At 43.0% G+C, this 20962-nt stretch carries 15 protein-coding genes and 3 pseudogenes; 6 read left to right on the plus strand and 12 right to left on the minus strand.

Going from position 1 to position 20962, the window contains the following annotated elements:
• Positions 1-16: 16 nt before the first annotated feature.
• From DESDE_RS19230 to gatC, 5 genes are all read right to left on the minus strand, one after another.
• Entirely contained in the window at positions 17-793 is a 777-nt protein-coding gene (locus DESDE_RS19230) for a 4Fe-4S dicluster domain-containing protein (protein WP_014795694.1), read from the minus strand.
• Positions 794-805: 12 nt separating this feature from the next.
• Positions 806-2389 (minus strand): [FeFe] hydrogenase, group A, encoded by a 1584-nt coding sequence (locus DESDE_RS19235; RefSeq protein ID WP_014795695.1) that lies wholly within the window; start codon positions 2387-2389, stop codon positions 806-808.
• A 437-nt stretch (positions 2390-2826) separates the two neighbouring features.
• Positions 2827-4272, minus strand: coding sequence for an Asp-tRNA(Asn)/Glu-tRNA(Gln) amidotransferase subunit GatB (gene gatB / locus DESDE_RS19240; protein WP_014795696.1), 1446 nt, complete (start codon positions 4270-4272; stop codon positions 2827-2829).
• Between the two features lie 19 nt (positions 4273-4291).
• The gene (gene gatA, locus DESDE_RS19245; RefSeq protein ID WP_014795697.1) at positions 4292-5755 is read right to left on the minus strand and encodes an Asp-tRNA(Asn)/Glu-tRNA(Gln) amidotransferase subunit GatA; all 1464 of its coding nucleotides are present in this window, start codon (positions 5753-5755) and stop codon (positions 4292-4294) included.
• Between the two features lie 14 nt (positions 5756-5769).
• On the minus strand, positions 5770-6054 hold the full coding sequence (gene gatC, locus DESDE_RS19250; protein ID WP_014795698.1) for an Asp-tRNA(Asn)/Glu-tRNA(Gln) amidotransferase subunit GatC: 285 nt from the start codon (positions 6052-6054) through the stop codon (positions 5770-5772).
• A 335-nt stretch (positions 6055-6389) separates the two neighbouring features.
• Here gatC and DESDE_RS19255 point away from each other — a divergent pair, with 335 nt between their 5' ends.
• The 4 genes and pseudogenes from DESDE_RS19255 to DESDE_RS19270 all read left to right on the plus strand — a co-directional run.
• A complete protein-coding gene (locus DESDE_RS19255; protein WP_014795699.1) occupies positions 6390-7949 on the plus strand; it encodes a DUF4118 domain-containing protein in 1560 nt (519 codons plus the stop codon).
• Entirely contained in the window at positions 7939-8637 is a 699-nt protein-coding gene (locus tag DESDE_RS19260; RefSeq protein WP_014795700.1) for a response regulator, read from the plus strand. The genes DESDE_RS19255 and DESDE_RS19260 overlap by 11 nt, the downstream gene beginning before the upstream one ends.
• A 201-nt stretch (positions 8638-8838) precedes the next feature.
• Positions 8839-10665: an APC family permease gene (locus tag DESDE_RS19265; RefSeq protein ID WP_014795701.1), complete on the plus strand. Its 1827-nt coding sequence runs from the start codon at positions 8839-8841 to the stop codon at positions 10663-10665.
• Positions 10666-10738: 73 nt separating this feature from the next.
• Positions 10739-11017: pseudogene (locus tag DESDE_RS19270) on the plus strand (ABC transporter ATP-binding protein); the annotation flags it as partial.
• 240 nt (positions 11018-11257) lie between these two features.
• On the opposite strand, the gene DESDE_RS19275 reads toward DESDE_RS19270, so the two are convergent.
• Entirely contained in the window at positions 11258-12661 is a 1404-nt protein-coding gene (locus DESDE_RS19275) for a sodium:proton antiporter (protein ID WP_014795703.1), read from the minus strand.
• Positions 12662-12677: 16 nt separating this feature from the next.
• Here DESDE_RS19275 and DESDE_RS22845 point away from each other — a divergent pair.
• Positions 12678-12923 (plus strand): annotated as a pseudogene (locus DESDE_RS22845) (ATP-binding cassette domain-containing protein); the annotation flags it as partial.
• A 16-nt stretch (positions 12924-12939) separates the two neighbouring features.
• Here DESDE_RS22845 and DESDE_RS19280 read toward each other — a convergent pair.
• The 3 genes from DESDE_RS19280 to DESDE_RS19290 all read right to left on the minus strand — a co-directional run bounded on the left by DESDE_RS19280 (position 12940) and on the right by DESDE_RS19290 (position 16452).
• Complete coding sequence (locus tag DESDE_RS19280) at positions 12940-13359, minus strand: GlcG/HbpS family heme-binding protein (protein WP_014795704.1); 420 nt, start codon at positions 13357-13359, stop codon at positions 12940-12942.
• A gap of 24 nt (positions 13360-13383) precedes the next feature.
• Complete coding sequence (locus DESDE_RS19285; RefSeq protein ID WP_014795705.1) at positions 13384-15258, minus strand: TRAP transporter large permease; 1875 nt, start codon at positions 15256-15258, stop codon at positions 13384-13386.
• A gap of 129 nt (positions 15259-15387) precedes the next feature.
• Entirely contained in the window at positions 15388-16452 is a 1065-nt protein-coding gene (locus DESDE_RS19290) for a TRAP transporter substrate-binding protein (RefSeq protein ID WP_014795706.1), read from the minus strand.
• A gap of 291 nt (positions 16453-16743) precedes the next feature.
• Here DESDE_RS19290 and DESDE_RS21385 point away from each other — a divergent pair.
• Positions 16744-17231 (plus strand): annotated as a pseudogene (locus DESDE_RS21385) (ATP-binding cassette domain-containing protein); the annotation flags it as partial.
• A gap of 36 nt (positions 17232-17267) precedes the next feature.
• On the opposite strand, the gene DESDE_RS19305 reads toward DESDE_RS21385, so the two are convergent.
• From DESDE_RS19305 to DESDE_RS19315, 3 genes are read right to left on the minus strand one after another with little or no spacing between them, the layout of a single operon-like run.
• Positions 17268-17867 (minus strand): amino acid synthesis family protein, encoded by a 600-nt coding sequence (locus DESDE_RS19305; protein WP_014795707.1) that lies wholly within the window; start codon positions 17865-17867, stop codon positions 17268-17270.
• A 30-nt stretch (positions 17868-17897) separates the two neighbouring features.
• Positions 17898-19568 (minus strand): amidohydrolase, encoded by a 1671-nt coding sequence (locus DESDE_RS19310; protein ID WP_014795708.1) that lies wholly within the window; start codon positions 19566-19568, stop codon positions 17898-17900.
• A gap of 44 nt (positions 19569-19612) precedes the next feature.
• On the minus strand, positions 19613-20932 hold the full coding sequence (locus DESDE_RS19315) for an MFS transporter (protein ID WP_014795709.1): 1320 nt from the start codon (positions 20930-20932) through the stop codon (positions 19613-19615).
• Positions 20933-20962 lie beyond the last annotated feature (30 nt).

The raw sequence follows: 20962 nt of genomic DNA on the forward strand, positions 1-20962 counted from the left end.
ACTCTCTTTTCCTGTATCAATCCAGGGGATCCTTGTTTTTGTTATTAATGACAAATAACCCGGCTAAAATAGCAGCCCAGCTGACCCCAATCATGGGTGTCGCTTTCATATATCCTTCTGTGTAAGAAGGCAGCGGGTTGGGTGTTACATCCGTTCTGAATCTCATCTCTTCCAGCGGCGTATCGGAAATATAAAGCCAGGAGGTTCCTCCTGCTTCGTTCTCTCCAAATACTCTGTCTATATAACCCTTTTCTTTAATTCGCTTTTTTGCTTCTGCCAACAATTCGTCCCTATCCCCAAACGTAAGAGCTCCTGTGGGGCACACTGAGGAACAGGCCGGTTCCATATTATTGGCAACTCTCGTTGGGCACATCTGGCACTTTCTGATTCCAGGAACAGCCTTCTTCCATTCATATCTCAACATGTCAAAAGGGCATGCCATCATACAGTAGCGGCAACCGACACATAGCTTCTGATCATAAATGACCGGTCCCTCGGGAAGCTTCTGTATTGCTTTGGAGAAGCATGCTGAAACACATGCAGGCTCCTCACAATGAAAACATTGAGTTTTGACATATCTACGAACAGAAGAGCTGTTCTTCTGTAAATCATAACGATTGATGGATGTCCATTCTTCAGGCCATAGACCATTGTTAGGTTCCGCTGCCCGGTCCGAAGCCGTCTTGTTTTTTTCCTGTTGATCCCATTCAAGTTCATTCCACAATTTACAAGCTACTGAACACCCTTCACAACCGATACACTTCGGTATATCGACAAGGACTCCTTTTGCCATCGTTTCCACCTCCTAAACTTCATATAAATGGCTTGCGGGTTTTTTAGCATCAAACTCTTCAGCCCTGGAAATATAATGGGTATGCAAAAGTTCTTCGGCTTTCTCGCTCAACGGTGAGGTTAAGAAATCTTCATAAACTTGCTTGATTTGAGGATTATCATGACTGTTGCGCAGTTTTGCATTAGCATCAATCTTATATAAGGATGCGGCACGTGTGTTACGAACGCCATCTGAGGGGGGAGCCGATGACCGGGGTTGTCCGCCGCCGTATTGGCACCCTCCGGGACAGGCCATGACTTCGATGAAAGCCCAGGGAGAGTTACCTGCTCTCACTTGCTCCATAATCTTTCTGGCATTATCCAAACCGGAAATAACTGCAATTTTTACATCACCGGCGCCGGGGATAGGGACAGAAGCTTCTTTAACCCCCTCCATTCCTCGTACAGGTGCTAACTGCCAAAGTGCGGAAGGTGGCTGTTGTCCTGTAATAAGGTAATAGGCAGAACGAACTGCTGCTTCCATAACACCGCCGGTGGTGCCAAAAATCGCCCCAGCCCCGGTTCCGATCCCCATCAGTTGATCATACTCTTCATCGGGAAGAGATGGGAAATCGATACCCGCTCTCTTGATCATTCTGGCCAGCTCTCTTGTGGTGAGCACCACATCCACATCAGGAGAAACATGTTTATCCTTCAAATAGGTTTGGGCTGAAATCATTTCGGGGCGCTGACATTCAAATTTCTTTGCTGTACAAGGCATGATGGCTACTGAAAAGACGGTTTTAGGGTCTATAGTGTTCTTTTCAGCAAAATAAGTCTTAACTAAAGCTCCTTCCATCTGTTGGGGAGATTTGGCTGAGGATAAATTGGGAATGAGATCAGGATAAAAATACTCGACAAACTTAACCCAACCTGGGCAACATGATGTGAGCTGTGGAAGAGGGTGATGCAATTCGCCTGTAATACGCTTAACAAGCTCTGACCCTTCTTCCATAATGGTCAGATCAGCTGTGAAGTTGGTATCAAAAATCACGTCGAACCCTAATTCTCTCAAGGCGGCGACTTGTTTACCCTGGACATTTGTCCCTACAGGCATCCCAAATTCTTCCCCCAGACCAATACGCGTTGCCGGTGCAGTTTGCACTACCACCGTGATATTGGGATCTGAGAGGGCTTTTAGTACTTTATCACTATCCTCCCGTTCCGAGATTGCTCCGGAGGGACACCAATGAATGCACTGTCCACAATGTATACAAACAATGTCGTTTTTAATAGGCAGTTCATAATTTCCATATACGGATTGAATCGTTTTACATACTTCAATACATTGACCACAAAGAATACACTTCTGGTCGTCTCTAATAATAGAAGGATTTTCCGGATCAATGGGGACGCGACCGCGAACGTTGGTCGGCCAGCCCCCCGGTTCATTGTATTGTGTTGGCATCCAACCGCCTCCGCCAACCGCACTGGCAGGTGTCAGGGGTTGGCCACAACCCGTTAAGCTTAGGGAGACACCGGCTATACTAGCCCCTCCGGCAAATTTAAGGAAAGAGCGTCTGGATAAATTCTTTCCTTTTCCAACTTTGCTTGCCATGTCTATTACCACCTTTTTAGTATGTCTGCATATGACTGCTAAAATCTTGACTGAAACTATGATTTAATTGCATCTTCAATAATTGTAGTCCATCATTATTAAATAAAATTAAGAACTTTCTTTTAATAGTGTAAAGTTTCACTTATATTTGCAAGGTTTTGCCTTCTATTTTTAACAAGTAGCCTTAAGTTATTCTTGATGCTCCTTTCAAATTAGGGTGTTAGAACTAGCAACTAATGAGGTTTCAGTGATTTATCTATACAAAATTCAACATTTTTCTTTTATTTCCTTCTTAAACTTCTAAAATAGTCTAATATTTTGAAAACACTTTGCAACTTAATCCACAATCTAAGAAATACTGTAATCCGATTCAGAATAGCCTTTTTGCCATATAAAAAAGCATCTGCCTTTCGAGCAGATGCTATAAAAAATCTTCATTAATTCTTAGTTAGTATTTCCCTAAGCATGGTATTGACCACACCTGGATTGGCCTGACCCTTGGTGGCCTTCATGACTTGGCCTACTAAGAAACCAATAGCCTGTTCCTTACCGGATTGAAAATCCTCTACCGACTTGGGATTCTTGGCGATAATATCCGTAAGAATCTGAGTTAACTGTCCTTCGTCAGATATCTGAACCAAACCTTTCTCTTTAACGATTTGCTCCGGATCTTTACCTTCGCTAAACATCAGCTCAAAAACCTCTTTGCCGATTTTGTTGCTGATGGTGCCCTTCTTAATCAGCTCAAGGAGCTTTGCCAACCCGCCAGGGGTAACCTTAGCCTCACTCAGTTCCATAGTGTGGGCATTCAATAGTCGTAAAAGCTCGCCCATAATCCAGTTGCTGATTACTTTAGCATCTGGAAATTTCCTCAGCGCAGCATCAAAGAAATCGGCCAAATCCAGCGAACTTGTCATGATTCCCGCATCATAAACCGGCAGCCCATGCTCCTCAACAAGCCGTTTCCTACGAGCATCGGGTAATTCGGGGAGTGTGGCTCTGACCTCTTCTATCCACTCAGGTGTCAGCTCGATATGAGTGAGTTCATGATCGATGAAGCATCTGTAATCCGGGTTTTCCTTATTACGCATGGATAGGGTGATACCTTTGTTTTCATCCCATCCCCGTGTTTCCTGAATAACGGAATCCCCGTCTTCCAGAACTGCAACCTGCCTTTCTACTTCATACTCAATAGCCCGCTGCACAGCCCGGAAGGAATTCATATTCTTAATCTCTGTCTTTGTGCCCAGGGCGGTGGTCCCCACCGGACGAATTGAGACATTGGCATCACAGCGCAAGGAGCCCTGCTCCATCTTGACATCTGAAACACCGGTGTATTCCAGGATGGCCTTAAGCTTCTCAAGATACGCTTTAGCCTCTGCCCCTGAGCGGATTTCCGGTTCCGATACGATCTCGATAAGGGGGATACCCGATCGGTTATAGTCCACACAAGAAGAATGAGAGGTGGTTATGGATCCGCCGGAGTGCACAAGCTTACCAGGATCTTCTTCCATATGAGCTCTGGTAATGTTGATTCGTTTATTCTGTCCATCCGCCTCGATATCCAGATATCCTTTATAGGCTATGGGCCGAAACACCTGGGAAATCTGAAAACCTTTAGGTAAGTCAGGATAATAGTAGTTTTTCCTGTCAAACCAAGTAGTGGTACCTATTTCGCAATTTAAAGCAAGCCCCGCCTTCGTAGCCAACTCAACAACTTTCTTATTTAAAACCCCTGTACTACCGGGCAGTCCCAGGCAAACCGGACACACTTGAGTATTTGGCTCTTTCCCGAATTCAGTAGAACAACCGCAAAACAACTTGGACTGGGTTTTTAGCTCTACATGAACCTCTAAACCGATAACTGCTTCATATGTACTCATTTTGACCCCCTATTAATACTTATTGACGGGTTAGATTAGGTTTCGGACGAGTTTGGTCCGTAGTTTGCTCCAAGGTATAACCTACCCTCAGCAACGTTTTTTCATCAAAATGGCGGGCGATCAGTTGCAGGCCTACGGGCATCCCATCGATTACTCCATAGGGCAGGGACATCGCCGGCAGGCCGGCCAGATTAGCCGGTAGGGTACAACTCTTTGACCGAACCATAGCCAAGGGATCTCCTGTCAGTTCACCCTTTTTAAAAGCCGTTGTAAGAGTGGCAGGGGTTAAAAGACAATCCACTTGTTCAAAAACCCGAGCAAAATCCTGTTTGTTCAAAGTCCTAATCTTGAGAGCCTCGGTATAATATTCATCATAATGAGCAGAACTCAGCACATGAGTGCCCAGCATGATTCTTCTTTTCACTTCGGTGCCAAATCCCTGGCTGCGGGTCTTCATAAACATGTTCAACACATCTTCGCCTTCCACCCTCAAACCATACCGCACCCCATCATAACGGGCTAAATTAGAGCTGGCTTCGGCACAGGAAATGGCGTAATGGGCTATGACGGCGTATTCCGTATGAGGCAGAGAAACTTCAACACAGCTGGCTCCCAACTCCTCCAGTTTACGGACCGCTTCCTGAATCTTGGCGGCCACCTCGGGGACCATTCCTGCTTCAAAATATTCTTTAGGCAACCCTATTTTCAGACCTTTAATATCATTGATCAGGCTCTTCCTGAAATCGGGAACATCCACCGAAGCCGATGTTGAATCCCAGGCATCATGACCGCAGATCGTATTTAAGATCAGGGCCGCATCTGTCATATCCTGTGCAAACGGTCCGATCTGATCAAGAGAAGAAGCATAAGAGATCAGACCGGTTCTTGGCACATAACCGTAAGTAGGCTTAAATCCTATGACTCCACAAAAAGCCGCCGGCTGACGGATATCCCCTCCCGTGTCAGAACCCAGGGCAAAAGCAGCTTCCCCAGCAGCTACTGCGGCAGCCGCTCCCCCACCGGAGCCCCCAGGTACCCGCGCAAAATCAAAGGGATTCTTCGTGTTCTGGAATGCTGAATTCTCGGTTGAAGAACCCATGCCAAACTCATCCAGATTGGATTTCCCTATTAATACAGAGCCTGCTTTCTTTAATCTGTCCACAACCGTAGCATCTGCCGGAGGAATATAATGATGAAGCATCTTCGATGCACAGGTTGTCTTAACTCCTGCTGTACAAATAGTGTCTTGAATGGTCATAGGAATACCCGCCAGAGGAGAGAGCTCCTCTCCCCGCAGCCGCTTCTCATCCATAAGCCTGGCCTGGGCTAAAGCTTCATCCTTTGTAACCGTCACAAAGGCTTGAAGGTCATTGTCGATTTGATGGATCCGCTCTAAATAATTCTGTGTTAATTCCAGACTGCTGATCTCCTTTTTCTCAAGGAGTTCGCTAAGCCGATGAACCGTTAATGTATCGAGTTGCATGAAAAACCTCCTGTCTATAGTATACGGGGTACTTTAAAAGCTCCATCCTCTTCCTCAGGTGCATTAGCAAAGACAAGTTCCTTGTCCATACCAGCTTGGACTTTGTCTTCTCGAAACACGTTTATAATCGGGAGTACCAGGGCCGCCGGATCTATAGCACCGGTATCACATTGTTTCAATACCTCCATATAGTCTAAGCTTTCATGAAGAGATTTAGTGTAGGCGGTTATTTCCTCAGCGGTCAGCTCCAGGCGACTCGTGAGCGCCAACTGCTCTACATCTTTTTCAGTAATTTTCATTGGTTCACATCCTTTTTTATACAAAATAATTCATGCATAAGTTAGCTATTTTTCAAGCCAATCTATAGCGTAACTTACCTTTTTCGCTATTATTTACATTTCAACAATTCAACAAACTACCTATAACTCCTTCTCTTGCACACAAAATTCGTTTCAGGGCGCAAGAAAAGCGATTTTTATCCCTCACACCCTGCCTTCGGGTTGTTTTTCCGTTGGTTGGGGCAGCAGTTTTTTCTGCCCCGGCTCGGCTGAAGAGCCAGTTGAAATCTTACTGATTCATCTTGCTTAGACATTAAAATAAGAGTATAGTATATTCAATTTATGGTGGTGAAATTATGAGAAACAACCCTTTCGATCCATCTCAGATCACTAAAAACATCTATTTGTCCTGGTCCGATACCTTTAAAACTATCGGACTACTCTCCGCCGCAACCTTATTTTCAATGGGGCTGCGTACTCTGGATATTGGTGAGCAAAATATTATCATGGTGTATATATTATCTGTATTCATTATTTCAAGAATTACCAGGGGATATGTTTATGGCATTGTGGGTTCAGCATTAAGTGTACTCCTATTCAATTTCTTTTTTACTTCTCCTTACTACACTTTTCATGTTATGCAGGCGGATTACCCAGTAACCTTTCTGATTATGCTGATTGTGGCTTCTCTCACCAGTGCGTTGACAATCCGTGCTCAATCCCAAGCCCTGCTTGTTCTGGAAAGAGAGCACCGCACAGAGCTCTTGTATGAAATCAGCAAAGAGCTTCTTGTAACCAGGAAACTGGAAAGTATTATCCATTTAATTAATCAATACATGATAAAACTTTTTGAGCGATCAGCAATTTTTTATACGCAAAATCCTGAAATTTCAGAAGGTACCTTGAAGCAATCACCAGTGGATTGCGATGCTTCCTTTATGTTATCAGAGAATGAACGGACAGTGGCCCAATGGGTATTCCTGCATAAAGCCGACGCAGGAGTAGGTACAAATACCTCAATGGGTTCAAAAGCTTTTTATATGCCTGTTATCTCACAAGGCAAAGTTCTTGGCGTGATCGGCTTATCCTGTGCAAAGGGGGAGCTTAGTTCCAATAGCCGCTCCTTGCTGCAAGTCATCACCTCACAGGTAGCGTTAGCACTGGAAAGACAGCATTTATCGGATGAACAGAGAAAAATACTTGTGGAATCGGAAAAAGAGAAAATGAGAAGCAACCTGCTGCGGGCTATTTCTCACGACCTCCGCACCCCTCTTACAGCCATTTTAGGAGCAAGCTCGGCTATTCTCGAAAACCGTGAATCCTTGGATGAACGGACTCAATATCAACTGCTTTCTAATATCAAAGAAGATTCACAATGGCTTATAAGAATGGTAGAAAACCTTCTGTCCGTTACGAGAATAAAGGAAGGGACGCTGAATGTCGCAAAAACATCCGAGGCTGCGGAAGAAATTATAGCTGAAGCCGTCAGCCGCATTCGCAAGCGGTTTCCTCAACAAAAAATACGGGTTGACGTACCGGATGAGCTGCTGCTGGTTCCTATGGATGGAACCTTAATTAAGCAAGTTATGATCAATCTCATCGAAAATGCAATCAAACATTCACCGGAAAACACAGCAATTGAGATTAAAGTCAAAAAACTCGAACGAGAGGCAATGTTTGAAGTCATCGATTATGGAACAGGAATAGAGGAGCGAAATCTTCCTTATCTCTTTGAAAGTGGCGTTCCCAATGAAAAACGAAGTGCTGATTCGGCAAGAGGAATGGGCATCGGCTTATCTATTTGCATGTCTATAGTCAAAGCACACCATGGAAAAATGGAGGCCGCCAATAAAAAAACTGGTGGTGCAATTCTTCGGTTTACACTACCTCTGGAGGGGACAGACGTTGAACAATAAACCTTTAATATTGGTTGTTGAGGATGATGAAAGAATCAGCAACTTTATTTCAGCGGCGTTAACATCCAATGATTATAAGGTAGTCAGAGCAACGAAAGGCAAGGAAGCCGTTTCCATGACTTCTTCCTATTGTCCGGACTTGATTCTGCTCGATTTGGGCTTGCCGGATATGGATGGCACGGAGGTCTTAAAATTACTTCGCCAGTGGACAGAGATACCCATTGTCGTCGTCTCAGCACGTGGAAATGAACAAGAAAAAGTCGAAGCCCTTGATTTAGGAGCAGATGACTATATCACAAAGCCTTTCGGAACCTTGGAACTCCTCGCCCGAATCAGAACAGAAATCCGGCATAGTCAAAAGAACTTCATGATGAGTCCTGCAGAGAACGAAAAGATGACGGTGGGAAATCTTGAGATTGATTACAGGAAGAGACGCATTTCACTTGAGGGAAAAGAAGTCCATTTTACACCCATCGAGTATAAAATTATCGTTTTGCTTTCTAAAAATATGGGCAAGGTCCTTACTCATGATTTTATCATGAAAGAAGTATGGGGCCCCTATACCAATGAAATCCAGGCATTGCGGGTCAATATGGCCAATATTCGAAGAAAGATCGAAAAAAACCCGGGAGAACCCAGGTATATTGTTACAGAAGTCGGCGTCGGCTATCGCATGATAGAAGAATAAGCATTCAATACATTGAGCGGTTGAAGCTGTCATTATCCTTTAATTAAAGGGTAATGACAGCTTCAGTCGTTTTTTTATGAAATCTTTATACGATGGATAAAAACCTTAATACTGTCTTTATATCATAGGTGCTATAAAGGTAGCATCAGGAGCAAAATCATGGGTTGTTTGCTTCGTGTATAAAAGGAGCTGAAAATAACAATGATCTCTTCCCTTAAACGGTTCTTAATCGGACGTCCCTTAAAGTCAACAGAGCTGGGAGAGCAAAGACTAAACAAAAAGAAAGCCTTGGCGATTCTTTCTTCAGATGCTTTATCCTCTGTCGCCTATGGTCCGGAGCAAATACTGATTGTTCTGGCCACAGTGGGAGCAGCCGCTTTCTGGTATTCTCTTCCTATCGCACTAGGAGTTTTGATTCTTTTGATCGCTTTGATTTTATCCTATAGGCAAATTATTTTTGCTTATCCTCACGGCGGCGGAGCTTATATGGTTTCTAAAAATAACTTAGGTATCACTCCGGGGTTAATATCTGGAGGTTCTTTATTGGTCGATTATATTTTGACAGTGGCTGTAAGTGTATCTGCAGGAACGGATGCTATCACATCCGCTTTTCCTGCCTTACATGCTCATAATGTGATGATCGCCGTTTTCTTTGTTCTTTTCATTACACTCCTCAATTTAAGGGGGTTAACGGAATCAGCTACTATTTTAGCCTATCCGGTCTATTTATTTGTAGTTGCCTTATTTATCTTGATTGGAGTAGGGGGATACACTATTCTGACGGGTCAGGTCTCACCTGAACTGCATACACCGATGGGGACGACTGTGACAGGATTAAGCCTTTTTTTGTTGCTGAGAGCCTTCGCCTCAGGAAGTTCGGCCTTAACCGGAGTAGAGGCGATCTCCAATGCCATACCGAATTTTAAGGAACCCGCTCCGAATAATGCCGCCAAAACACTGATTGCCATGGGGAGCTTGCTTGGCATCCTCTTTTCCGGGATTATACTCTTAGCGTATTTTTACGGAATTGCCCCAAGCGAAGAGGTAACCGTCGTCTCTCAGATTGCTGAAGGAGTATTCGGGCGAAATTACGTCTATTATTTTATTCAAGGAACAACAGCCCTTATCTTGATTCTTGCCGCCAATACCGGCTACTCAGCCTTCCCTCTTTTGGCGGTTAATCTTGCCAAAGATAAATTTATACCGAGAATGTTCACCATTCGTGGAGACCGTCTCGGCTACTCCAACGGAATCATTATCCTTGGGTTTTTATCCATTCTTCTGATCATTGCTTTTAAAGGACGTACTGAGCAGCTCATCCCTCTTTACGCGGTCGGTGTATTCATTCCTTTTACTTTGTCTCAAACGGGAATGATGGTTAAATGGTTTAGAGAAAGGCCCAAAGGTTGGCTGCCCAAGTTGCTGATCAATTCTACAGGTGCTCTCATCAGTTTTAGTGTGACTTTGATCTTCTTCTTAACGAAGTTCAACCAAGTTTGGCCCGTTTTAATCTTCATTCCAATCATGATTACTCTGTTTAAAAAAATTCGCAAACATTACGATGAAATTGCCGAACAACTTCGCATTTCAACCTGTGAAGAGGCGACACCGATTCAGGGAAATATCATCATCATACCTATTGCAGGAATCACCCGGGTTGTTGAAAACTCCCTGAACTATGCTAAATCTTTATCCCCGCAGCAGATTATCGCCGTCCATATATCTTTTGATAAAGAAGAACAAAAAAAATTGGAGGAAAAATGGGGACAATGGCAGACAGGCGTTCGGTTGGTCTCTTTGCATTCTCTCCATAGAAGCATTATTCAACCCCTGACTAAGTTTATTGATTCCATTGAACGTAGGACGACGGGATCTAATTATCAGGTAACCGTACTCATTCCGGAATTTATCCCTAAAAAAGGATGGCATCATATTCTTCATAATCAATCCAGCTTCTTGATTCGCACTGTTTTGCTCCATCGAAAGAATGTTGTTGTTGCAACCGTACCCTATCATCTTAAAAAGTAATCAGCAAAGCTCCAGTGATTTCCGAAGTGTGGCGACGTATCGCCAAAAACTGACCCAGGCTCCTATGGGCACCCGCGCCATTTTAAAGGACGCCCCCATCGTCATTCTCGATGAAGCTACCGCCAATGTGGATACGGAAAACGAAAGCCGGTTACAGGAAGCCATCACCAAAATGACCAAAAACAAAACCATCATCATGATCGCCCACCGGCTGAAAACCGTGCGCAATGCTCATCAGATTTTAGTGCTGGATAAGGGAAAGATCGTCCAGTGGGGCAGTCATGAACAGCTCATGGCCGAGGGAGGGCTGTATGCCGACTTTATCGGCATGCGGGCAGCGGCCGTCGGTTAGAAGCTGGGCCGGAAGGGACTTGAATCAAGACCTTACTCATCTCTGGCCGTCAAATAAAGTAACACCTTTAATTCTTTCAAGTGAACTCGAAAACTCCAAAGGAGGGATAGAGTTCATTAAAAACTCCCGGGGAGATGGTCTTGTAATTCACATAGACCGTTTCCATGGGAGTTTCTATTTGGTATCATTCGCTTATTGAACGGGACTTCATTGAGAAGGGGATTCACCCCCCTCCGAATGTTAGAGAAAGAAAAGCCAGGTTACTATCCCAAAGAGGGGAAGCAGAATGCAGAAACTATACACCATATAGCCAAAAAAGCTGGGCATTTTTACTCCGGATTCTTCAGCAATAGAACGGACCATGAAGTTAGGTGCATTGCCGATATAGGTGACCGCTCCGAAGAACACTGATCCGGCAGAAATCGCCAGAAGATATAAGGGCTTGTCGACTAAGAACTGAGCCACTGCAGGCGCTTCAGCCATACCGGGATAGAATTGACCTAAAGCGGTACTAAAGAAGGTCAGATACGTTGGAGCATTGTCAAGAAAGCTGGATAATGCTCCGGTAATCCAGAAATATTGTGCCGGCTCTTTTACTGCTGCGGTAATAAACGACAAAGCTCCGGATTCTCCAGCCTTCAGAATCGCTAAAGCAGGAGCCATGGTGACAAAGATTCCGAAGAAGAGATAAACAATCTCCAGGATGGGTCCCCAAGAGTATTCGTTTTCCTCACGAACTGCTTTAGATGTGATTTTCATAGAGATAACCATAATAGCCACAAGAACCAGATTACGAATGACATCCTGCCAGCCAAGATGAACCCCTAAAATAGATACTTCGCTCATCTTAACATAACCACTGAAAAGAATAACACCAATAATTGCGGCTAATAGAATAAAGTTTTGAGCACCTAGTATTTCTAACTTTTTTCCTGACGTTGAACCTCCACTGGAGATGTCTCGGGTTACAATCCCATCATCAGAGGATGAAGCAAAGGCTAAGCTTCCTTCTTTTTGTTCTTTAGCCAGATAGTATTTATCAAAAGCAATATAAATGAGTAATAGCCCGGCCAGCACGACAAACATGGGTGCAATGAGACGTAAAGTCCAAAAGAAGGGGACTCCATGTAAAAAGCCCAGGAAAAGCGGCGGATCCCCTAATGGGGTCAATGCTCCTCCTACGTTGGCAACCATAAAAATAAAGAACACCACCATAAAAGCCTTATACTTACGATCCTTATTCACACGCAAGAATGGGCGGATCAATAGCATAGCCGCTCCTGTGGTTCCCATCCATGAGGCAACTATAGCCCCGATACTCAGGAACCCGGCATTGACCCAAGTTGTTCCCTTTAAGGATGTGCGAACTAAAATTCCACCACCGACCGTAAATAAAGACCCGATGAGAATGATAAAGGGAACGTAATCGGCTATCAGTAAATGGAGCAACTCATCAACACCTTGTTTCCCATTAACTACGATCAGTGGAACAGCAAGTAATGCTGCCCAGGCAGCTGACACTTTCCCAAAATGATGATGCCAAAATTTCGGAAACAGAACAGGTCCGAGGGCAATGGACAACAACATACCGACAAAAGGAATGACTGAATATAATGGTAATAACGTTCCTAAAGAATGTTCCATTTTTCCTCCTTACATCGTGGTAGGTGAGGGTGGTGCCTCTTTCGAGAGGGGAGCGTCAACGGATTTCCATCGCCCGCGCCACTTTAAAGGACGCCCCCACCGTCATTCCCGATGAGGCTACCGCCAATGTGGATCCAGAAACAAAAGTCGATTGCAGGAGGCCATCGTCGAAATGACCAAAAATCAAACCATCATCATGATCATCCGGCGGGGCAACCATGAACAGCTTATGACCGAAGGAGGGCTTGGACCGGCTGTTTGAGGCGTCTTGAAACCATTTATTCTAATATTTCTTGAATAATGAAGCTGACTGCTTTATCCGCTAATTCTTGATCGTCCTTCGGATGCCGTCCACTAATCCCCACTGCTCCAATCAATTCATTGATTAAGACAATCGGAGTGCCCCCTGGCATAGCCGTGAGACATGAATCACAAAAATAATTAATATTCAGCTGTTCTTCGAAAAGACGTTTATCAAAAGCTTCAGTTGTCGTTCCCATTCTGGCGGCAGTATAGGCCTTATTCTTTGCCAACTCTATACTGCGCAATGGCGCACCGTCCATCTTTGAAAAAAACATTAAAAAACCATGGTTATCGTAAACAGCTATGCTTATAGGAGGTTTGCCATCTGATAGAGCTATTTGCACTATCTGGTGAGTTATGGTATTTACAATGTCCAGAGATAAAACCCGCTTCAAATGTATCCCCTCCTTTTGCACTCTTTAATTCATTAATGAGGGAAGCCATAAAGAAATCTCTGGTATATAGGTAACCAGTAAAAGGATAACTATCATGCCCAAGATAAGAGGAATAGCTGGGCGAACAATTTCTTCTATCCTTACTTTTGATATTCCGGAAGCAACGAACAGGTTAACTCCAACCGGCGGTGTTATGAAACCAATCGCTAAATTGACAACCATGATCACTCCAAATTGTATAGGATCTACACCGAGCTGCAGGACCATGGGCAATAAAATCGGGGTTAAAATGATGATCGCCGCAAGTGCCTCCATAACCATTCCTACAAAGAGAAGGAATATGTTAATCAATAACAATACGACAAATTTATTCGTACTGATGCCCAGAACTATAGCTGCAACGGCCTCGGCGACTCTCTCTATAGTGATAAATCGTCCAAAGATTGTAGCCATAGCCATAAGAATGATGATCACTGCGGTGGTAGAACCTGATTCAACAAGACAATTGTATATATCCTTGAATTTTAAATCACGGTAAACACACAGCCCAATGATCAAACCGTAAGTTACAGAAACAGCTGCAGCTTCCGTAGGAGTCATATATCCTCCATAAATGCCGCCCAAAATAATAACAGGTACGACTAAGGCTAATTTGGCATCCCAGGCGGCTCGAAATACTGCCTTGATATCGATCCGATCTTTATTGCCTTTCCAACCATTTTTCTTTGAGGTCCTATAAGCCAAGATCATTAAAACGATACCGATGAGAATTCCAGGAATAATACCCGCAATAAACAGTTTTCCAACCGATTGTTGGCCGACAACGCCGTAAATAACAAAGGGATTACTTGGCGGAATAATAACACCAATCGATCCGGCTGCAGCTACTATTGCGGCACTAAAAGCAACACTATATCCCTGCCTTTTCATTTCAGGTATCATCATAGTTCCTACTGCAGCAACCGTCGCCGGCCCGGAGCCACTTATTGCGGCAAAGAACATACAGGTAATAACCGTTACTAAAGCTAATCCTCCCGGGAAGAAACCTACTAATTCATTCCCTAGATTTAGCAGCCTTCTTAACAAGCCTCCGCTTCCCATGATAACTCCCGCAGCTACAAAAAACGGTATGGCCATAATAGGAAAACTGTCAATACCGTTAAACGCTGCCTGGGAAAAATAATCTAAAGGTATAGCTTGAGTGTTTATTGTTGTGACTAAAGTGGCAATTCCCAAACTAAATGCAATAGGTACGCCCATTATTATCAGTAATATAAAGTAAACGAATAACAAAAGAGTAGCATTGATATTCTCAATCAAAAAAATAGGTAAAAACAGTATAATAGTAATAGCTATACTGAGTAAAATCGATTTAAAACTCATTCGTTTGATATCTTCAATAACGTTTTGCAGGGTTCTAAAAAACATTAGGCTAATTCCTAAGGGAACGGCCAAATAGGGTATGTACATAGGAATTCCCATTGCCGGAGTAACCTGATGATTTGTAACTTGCATAGTTATAGTGGCTATTCCGCCTTTAATCAGAATATAAAATAAAACAAAAGTTAATAATGAACTAACTAAATTCAAAACTTGATTCAGAGAAGCAGGTAAATTCCTAATAACAGCATCCACGTTAATATTGGCTCTTTTTTTAATAACCAGAGCAGCTCCAATATAGGAGACCCAAATAAAAGTATACCTTGCTAACTCTTCCGACCATACACCAATATTGGCAATATCGGCAAATGTCAATACGTAACGATTAATAACCTGTAAGGTAATCAACATTGTAAAGAATAAAAAACCGGCGACTATGGCAACTTCTTCAAATCTTTGATCAAGTACTTTTAAAAATCCCGAAAAGGTTTTACTTTGTTGAGCTTCTTCTTTGATCATAATGATACAGTCCTCCATTTATCATTCCATTTGAAGGTCAATATAGTATAATTCGGAGATAATTTTGGAGGATTCCTTCATTAATAAAGGTAGAAGGGATCCTCCATTGAATCAATCCATTATGACAATTTATTGAAAAATGTCTTCCTTGGTTTTGCCAATTGTTTTTAGAACAAGGTCGACATATTCCGGATCCGCTTTACCTTTAACTACAAATTCGTCCCAGACCGGTTTAACGCTCTCTTTCCATTGCTTCATCTCGTCAGAAGTAGGCTCATAAATCTTTATACCAAAATTCTTGAAGTTCTCTTTGGCTTCTTCCTCCTTAACATTAGCCAGCTCTCTTTGCCATTGAACCGCTTCTTTACCTGCATCTAATATTGCCTTTTGCAATTCTGGGCTTAACCCGTCAAAAATCTTTTTGTTCATGACCAGAATGTCAGAGCTGTAATTATAATTTATTTCGCTCGCAAACTTCAAAACCTCCTGGTGCTTTGTTTCCCAAAGCAAACCATAGGAGTTCCCCTCACCGTCAACGGTTTTTTGCTGAAGTGCAGTATAAACTTCAGTCCATCCTATAGGAGTAGGATTAGCACCCCATGCCTTATAATCGGCTTGCTCAACCGGGGAGTTCGTGGTTCTTACCTTAAGACTTTTCATATCTCCAGGTAATTTAACTTCTCTTTCATTATTAACAAATTGACGGAAGCCATAATCCGGATACATTACAACCTTAAAACCGGATTTTTCGAGTTCCAAAGATGCTAATTGACCTGGCTCACCGTCTACGGCTTTGTAAACATCTTCTTTAGTTTGGAAAATATAGGGCAAATCCCAAGCTGTAAAAATGTTGGTGAAGCTCGACATGTTTGGGGTGGATGAACCGCCAAATTCAATGGTTCCTTGCTGTGCGGCTTCGACCCCTTCGCGGTCATTGCCAAGAACACCATTATTAAATACATCAACTACAATTTGTCCATTTGTTTTTTCCTTAACCAATTCCGCAAATTTAACATACCCTTGGGAAACAGGATGATTATCTGATTTGGTTTGTGTCAAACGCATTTTCATTGCTTTTTGCTCGTTTCCGGATCCTGCATTATCACTGGATGCTTTAGCACCACAACCAACTAATGAAAGTCCAGCAACTAACGCGACAACAACTAGTTTCCTTAAAAATATACCTTTTTGCATTATAGTCCCTCCTTAAAATGTTTCATTTTTTTGTTCTTTCAGATTTTATGGAGTTTTAGGTTTTGTTAAAATTTGCATTTACTAAATCATTATAGTGTCTTCCCCCCATTCATTTTGGAATTCATTTAGTGAAGGTTCGCTCTATCTCAAAGAAGCCTGCTTTCTTCCCTAAACTTCGAAACTTACCTTAACTTATCTAGCCGTCAAATAAAGCAACATCTTTGATTCTTAAACCTAAAATACTGCTGCGATAAGGAACAAAGTTCGAGAGTAAAAACCTGCCATAAGGCATATCAAAATGTCTATTTGTTCAACGATACGATTCTTAACAATATTCGTTTCGGAAAACCGGATGCCACTCTGGAGGAAGTGCGGGAGGCAGCGAAAAAAGGCCCGCTGCGACGACTTTATTATGATGCTTCCGGAAGGATATGACACCACGGTAGGTGAGGGTGACGCCACCCTTTCGGGAGGGGCGAGTCAACGGATTTCCATCGCCCGCGCTATTTTAAAGGACGCCCCCATCGTCATTCTCGATGAAGCGACCGCCAATGTGGACCCGGAAAATGAAAGCCGGTTGCATGAGGCCATCGCTACAGATGACTAAAAACAAAACCATCATCATGATCGCCCACCGCTTGAAAACCGTACGCGGCGCTGATCATATTTTGGTATTGGATAAGGGAAAGATCGTCCAGTGGGGCAGTCATGAACAGCTCATGGCCGAGGGAGGGCTGTATGCCGACTTTATCGGCATGCGGGCAGCGGCCGTCGGTTAGAAGCTGGGCCGGAAGGGGCTTGAATCAAGACCTTACTCATCTCTGGCCGTCAAATAAAGCAACATCTTTAATTCTTAAACCTGGAATTCTCGCATTGGGTCTGGGAGTATCCGTCACGACACCAATAACCACCATTTCATCTCGCCTCGGTGCTCCAGGAACATTAACCGAAATCGTATCCCAATGGGTACAAACAAAAGCTGCATCTTTATAGCCGATTGGAATATCCAGTGTATCATTCATGACGCCAACTTTGGCATTGCTCATCATAATGGCCAACCCACCATTAGTTTCGTCCCGGAACGATTTGCCAAAGCCTTTATCCGGATATCTAACGTGCAATACTGCCGCTGCATGTTCTGCTTCCCCGTCTTCACCGACCAAGCATCCTTTACCGATGCCTTCAACTTCCTCCGGTTTGATTCCCAAAGCATTTCTTGCTTTAGCAGCAAGTACAGCACCCAAACAATCACCAATTTCGGTTAATTCACTCAGATCATCTTTATATTGACCTGCCACTGGATTCTTGATTACTGCCATCGCTACTGCTTTTCTAGCCGGCTTTTCCAACAAAATACCTTCCCAATAGGTTTCTTCAACCCATGTCATCATTTTTATAATCTTTAAATTTTGCATTGTCTTAATTCCTCCGTAATTACTTGCACATTAAAAACGCTGATAAACAATCTCTCCGCCAATTATGGTTAAATCAACTTGTATGTCTTTAATATCTCGTGGAGCAATTTTGTAAGGATCTTCAGAAAGAACCACAAAGTCGGCTAATTTACCGATTTCTATAGAACCCTTAATATTCTCTTCAAAAACAAGATAAGCTCCATTTATCGTTACAGCTTTTAATGCTTCTGTTAAACTAATGGCTTGCTCCGGCCCTTGAGTATCACCACTCATGGTTTCCCGGACTACTGATGTACAGACTAGTCCTAAAGGAGATACCGGTGTTAGAGGACTATCACCGTGTAACCCAAAGGTAATTCCACGATTTAGTGCAGATTTCATGGGATTAAGCCGGGCAGCCCTTTTTGGTCCAAGATATATATCACGGTACTGGTCCCCGAAATAATAGGTATGGGCCGGATAGAACGTAACATTAAGCCCTAATTTGGCGATACGATCTAGCTGATCTTCAGTGGCCAGTTTACAATGTTCAATACGGTGCCGGTGATTAGCTCGAGGCAGTCTAGTTAAGGCTGATTCAAACGCTTCAATCACTGATTCAATTTCCCGATCCCCAATAGCATGAACAGCAATTTGGAAACCAGCTTTATGGTATTTAAATATTACTTCATTAAGTTTTTCCTGGGGAAAAAGTAAGTTTCCTTTATTCGAAGGATCGCCTAGGTAAGGTTCAAACAGCGCAGCTGTTTGGGTAGGCAGGGAACCTCCTGCAATGATTTTAACCGGTCCAATTTTTAGCCGATCATCGCCACAACCGCTGCATACTCCCAGTTCAGAAAGGTCTGCCCCTTTGCTCAATAGCATTTCAAATAGTTCGTAGTAGGTCATTGCCGTTACCCTAACTGACAGTTCATTGTCTGATATGACTTGATTATACGCTATTAATTCGTTAGGATCTAAGCCACCAAGACATGCTTCCTGAATAGAGGTAACTCCTGCCTTCAGATAGATCTCGTTACACTTTCGTAAACCATTGACTAAGTCAGCCAGTGTTCTGGGGGGTATTTTCTTCATAACCATGGCTGTGGCCGGAACTTTAGCTAAATTACCCGTAGGTTCTCCATTGGCATCATGTATTATTTCACCCCCTACAGGTGATGGAGTATCTCTGGTAATACCCGCCATCTCTAAAGCCAAACTATTAGCAGTGCCAAAGTGACCGGCGGAAAAACAGTGAACAAATACCGGATGGTTTGGGGCAACCTTATCTAAATCCCAACGATTGGGATGTCTTTTTTCAGCTAACCTGGCACAATCATAACCCCAGCCAACAATCCATGTTCCTTCCGGAGTGTTTTCAGCACATTGTTTAATTCTGGTTTGTATGTCTTCAATAGAGTGAGTGTTTAAATAAAATAAATCGACTAATGAAAGGGTTGATGCATACATCGACATATGGGTATGGGATTCAATAAAACCGGGAAGCAATGTTTTCCCTTTAAGGTCAAGTATCTCTGTTTGCAAACTGCAAAATTGGTTAATTTCAGCATTACTCCCTACTCCGATGATTTTACCATTTTTAATAGCTATTGCTTCAGCCTGAGGTTGTTTAGGATTCATAGTCATCACATTGGCATTAATAACAACTTGATCTGCGCTTAATTTATTCAGTTTTCTCAGTAGTAACTCCTTATTTAACATGACCTATTCTCCCTCTCTGTATTTGGAGTATATTAACATTGTAACTATTCCGCACAAGCGCTGGACACCTCTAGCTCTTCTTCTTCTCTAGCCCGCTCATAGTCTTTTAAATACCTCCTACCTGACAATAGAAAAACTACCGTCCCCACAACAAATACAATTTGGATACTGACCAAAGCATTCACCAAGCCTATGGCCTCTGATAGATATCCGGCCGATACGGGTCCCAGAGAACCTAATAATTGGACACAGAGTACCCATACACTATAGGAAATAGCCTTAAAAGATGCCGGCACTAATTCTTGTGTTGCAGCATGGATCGCGGTAGTACACAAGGTATAACAGAGTATACCTACTGCGATAAGCAACAAAGTTCGAGAGTAAAAACCTGCCATAAGACATATTGCACTTGTTGCATAACAAACTGCCGGCAACCAAGCTCTGCAACGTTTATCTTTTTTATACCATTTGTCTGTTATCATGCCACCTAATGGGTAACATACCACAGCTATCAGTGAAACGATACTTATGATTCCGGCGGCCTTGGTTATCTCCATATTCATAATACGCACCAAGTATATTGATAAAAACGCCAATACTGCCTGTAATCCTAAAGCTCCAAGACCAGCACCGAGACACAGTCCCAGCAAGGACCTTTTTTTACCTACTATTGCAAGGGCTTTTTTGATTGTCACATTATTTTTGGATTTAGCAGTAGTTTTCCCTTTACCTAATTCTTTGGTCACATCCGTGAGGTAAAGGCTCGCAACTGTTAATATCAATGTCACTGCGCCCACTCCATAAAAGGCATACCGCCAGCCGAATGTATTCGCGATATTAGCAAAAACTAAAGCTCCAGCAGCCGTTCCGAGGCCAATGGCTGTGTTATAAATACCAATCTTTTTTCCCCAGTCACTTTTCTTGTACATGCTGGTAACCATAGAGGTTGATAAGGGTGCATAGGCTGAATTTCCAATACCCACCATAAACCTGGAGACGAATAAAAGCATAAAGCTGTTAGCAATACCGGAAAAGAATGAGCCTATACCCCATACAAAAGCTGATATGCTGATTACTTTTTTAGTGGAATACTTTTCTCCTAAAAAAGCAACCGGAAATACAAAGACTGCCATAGCAAGTAGCACAATACTAGCTAAACTCCCCATTTGACCGTCAGATAATTGCAAATCCCCCTGAATTATAGGAAAAATAGCATTAATCCCAACACGAGCGATAAAATCGATGACAAATAATGCATACAAAATAAGGAAGAATATGGTTCGCTTTTTCTTTGGCAGTGAAGCCAAAGGTTCATCGTCGTTTATTTCATTAACCATTTCATTATTGGCCATTTCATTACTCATATCTGTACCTCCTTTAAATTGTGCACGTTT

This window comes from Desulfitobacterium dehalogenans ATCC 51507 (assembly GCF_000243155.2).
Lineage (GTDB): Bacteria > Bacillota > Desulfitobacteriia > Desulfitobacteriales > Desulfitobacteriaceae > Desulfitobacterium > Desulfitobacterium dehalogenans.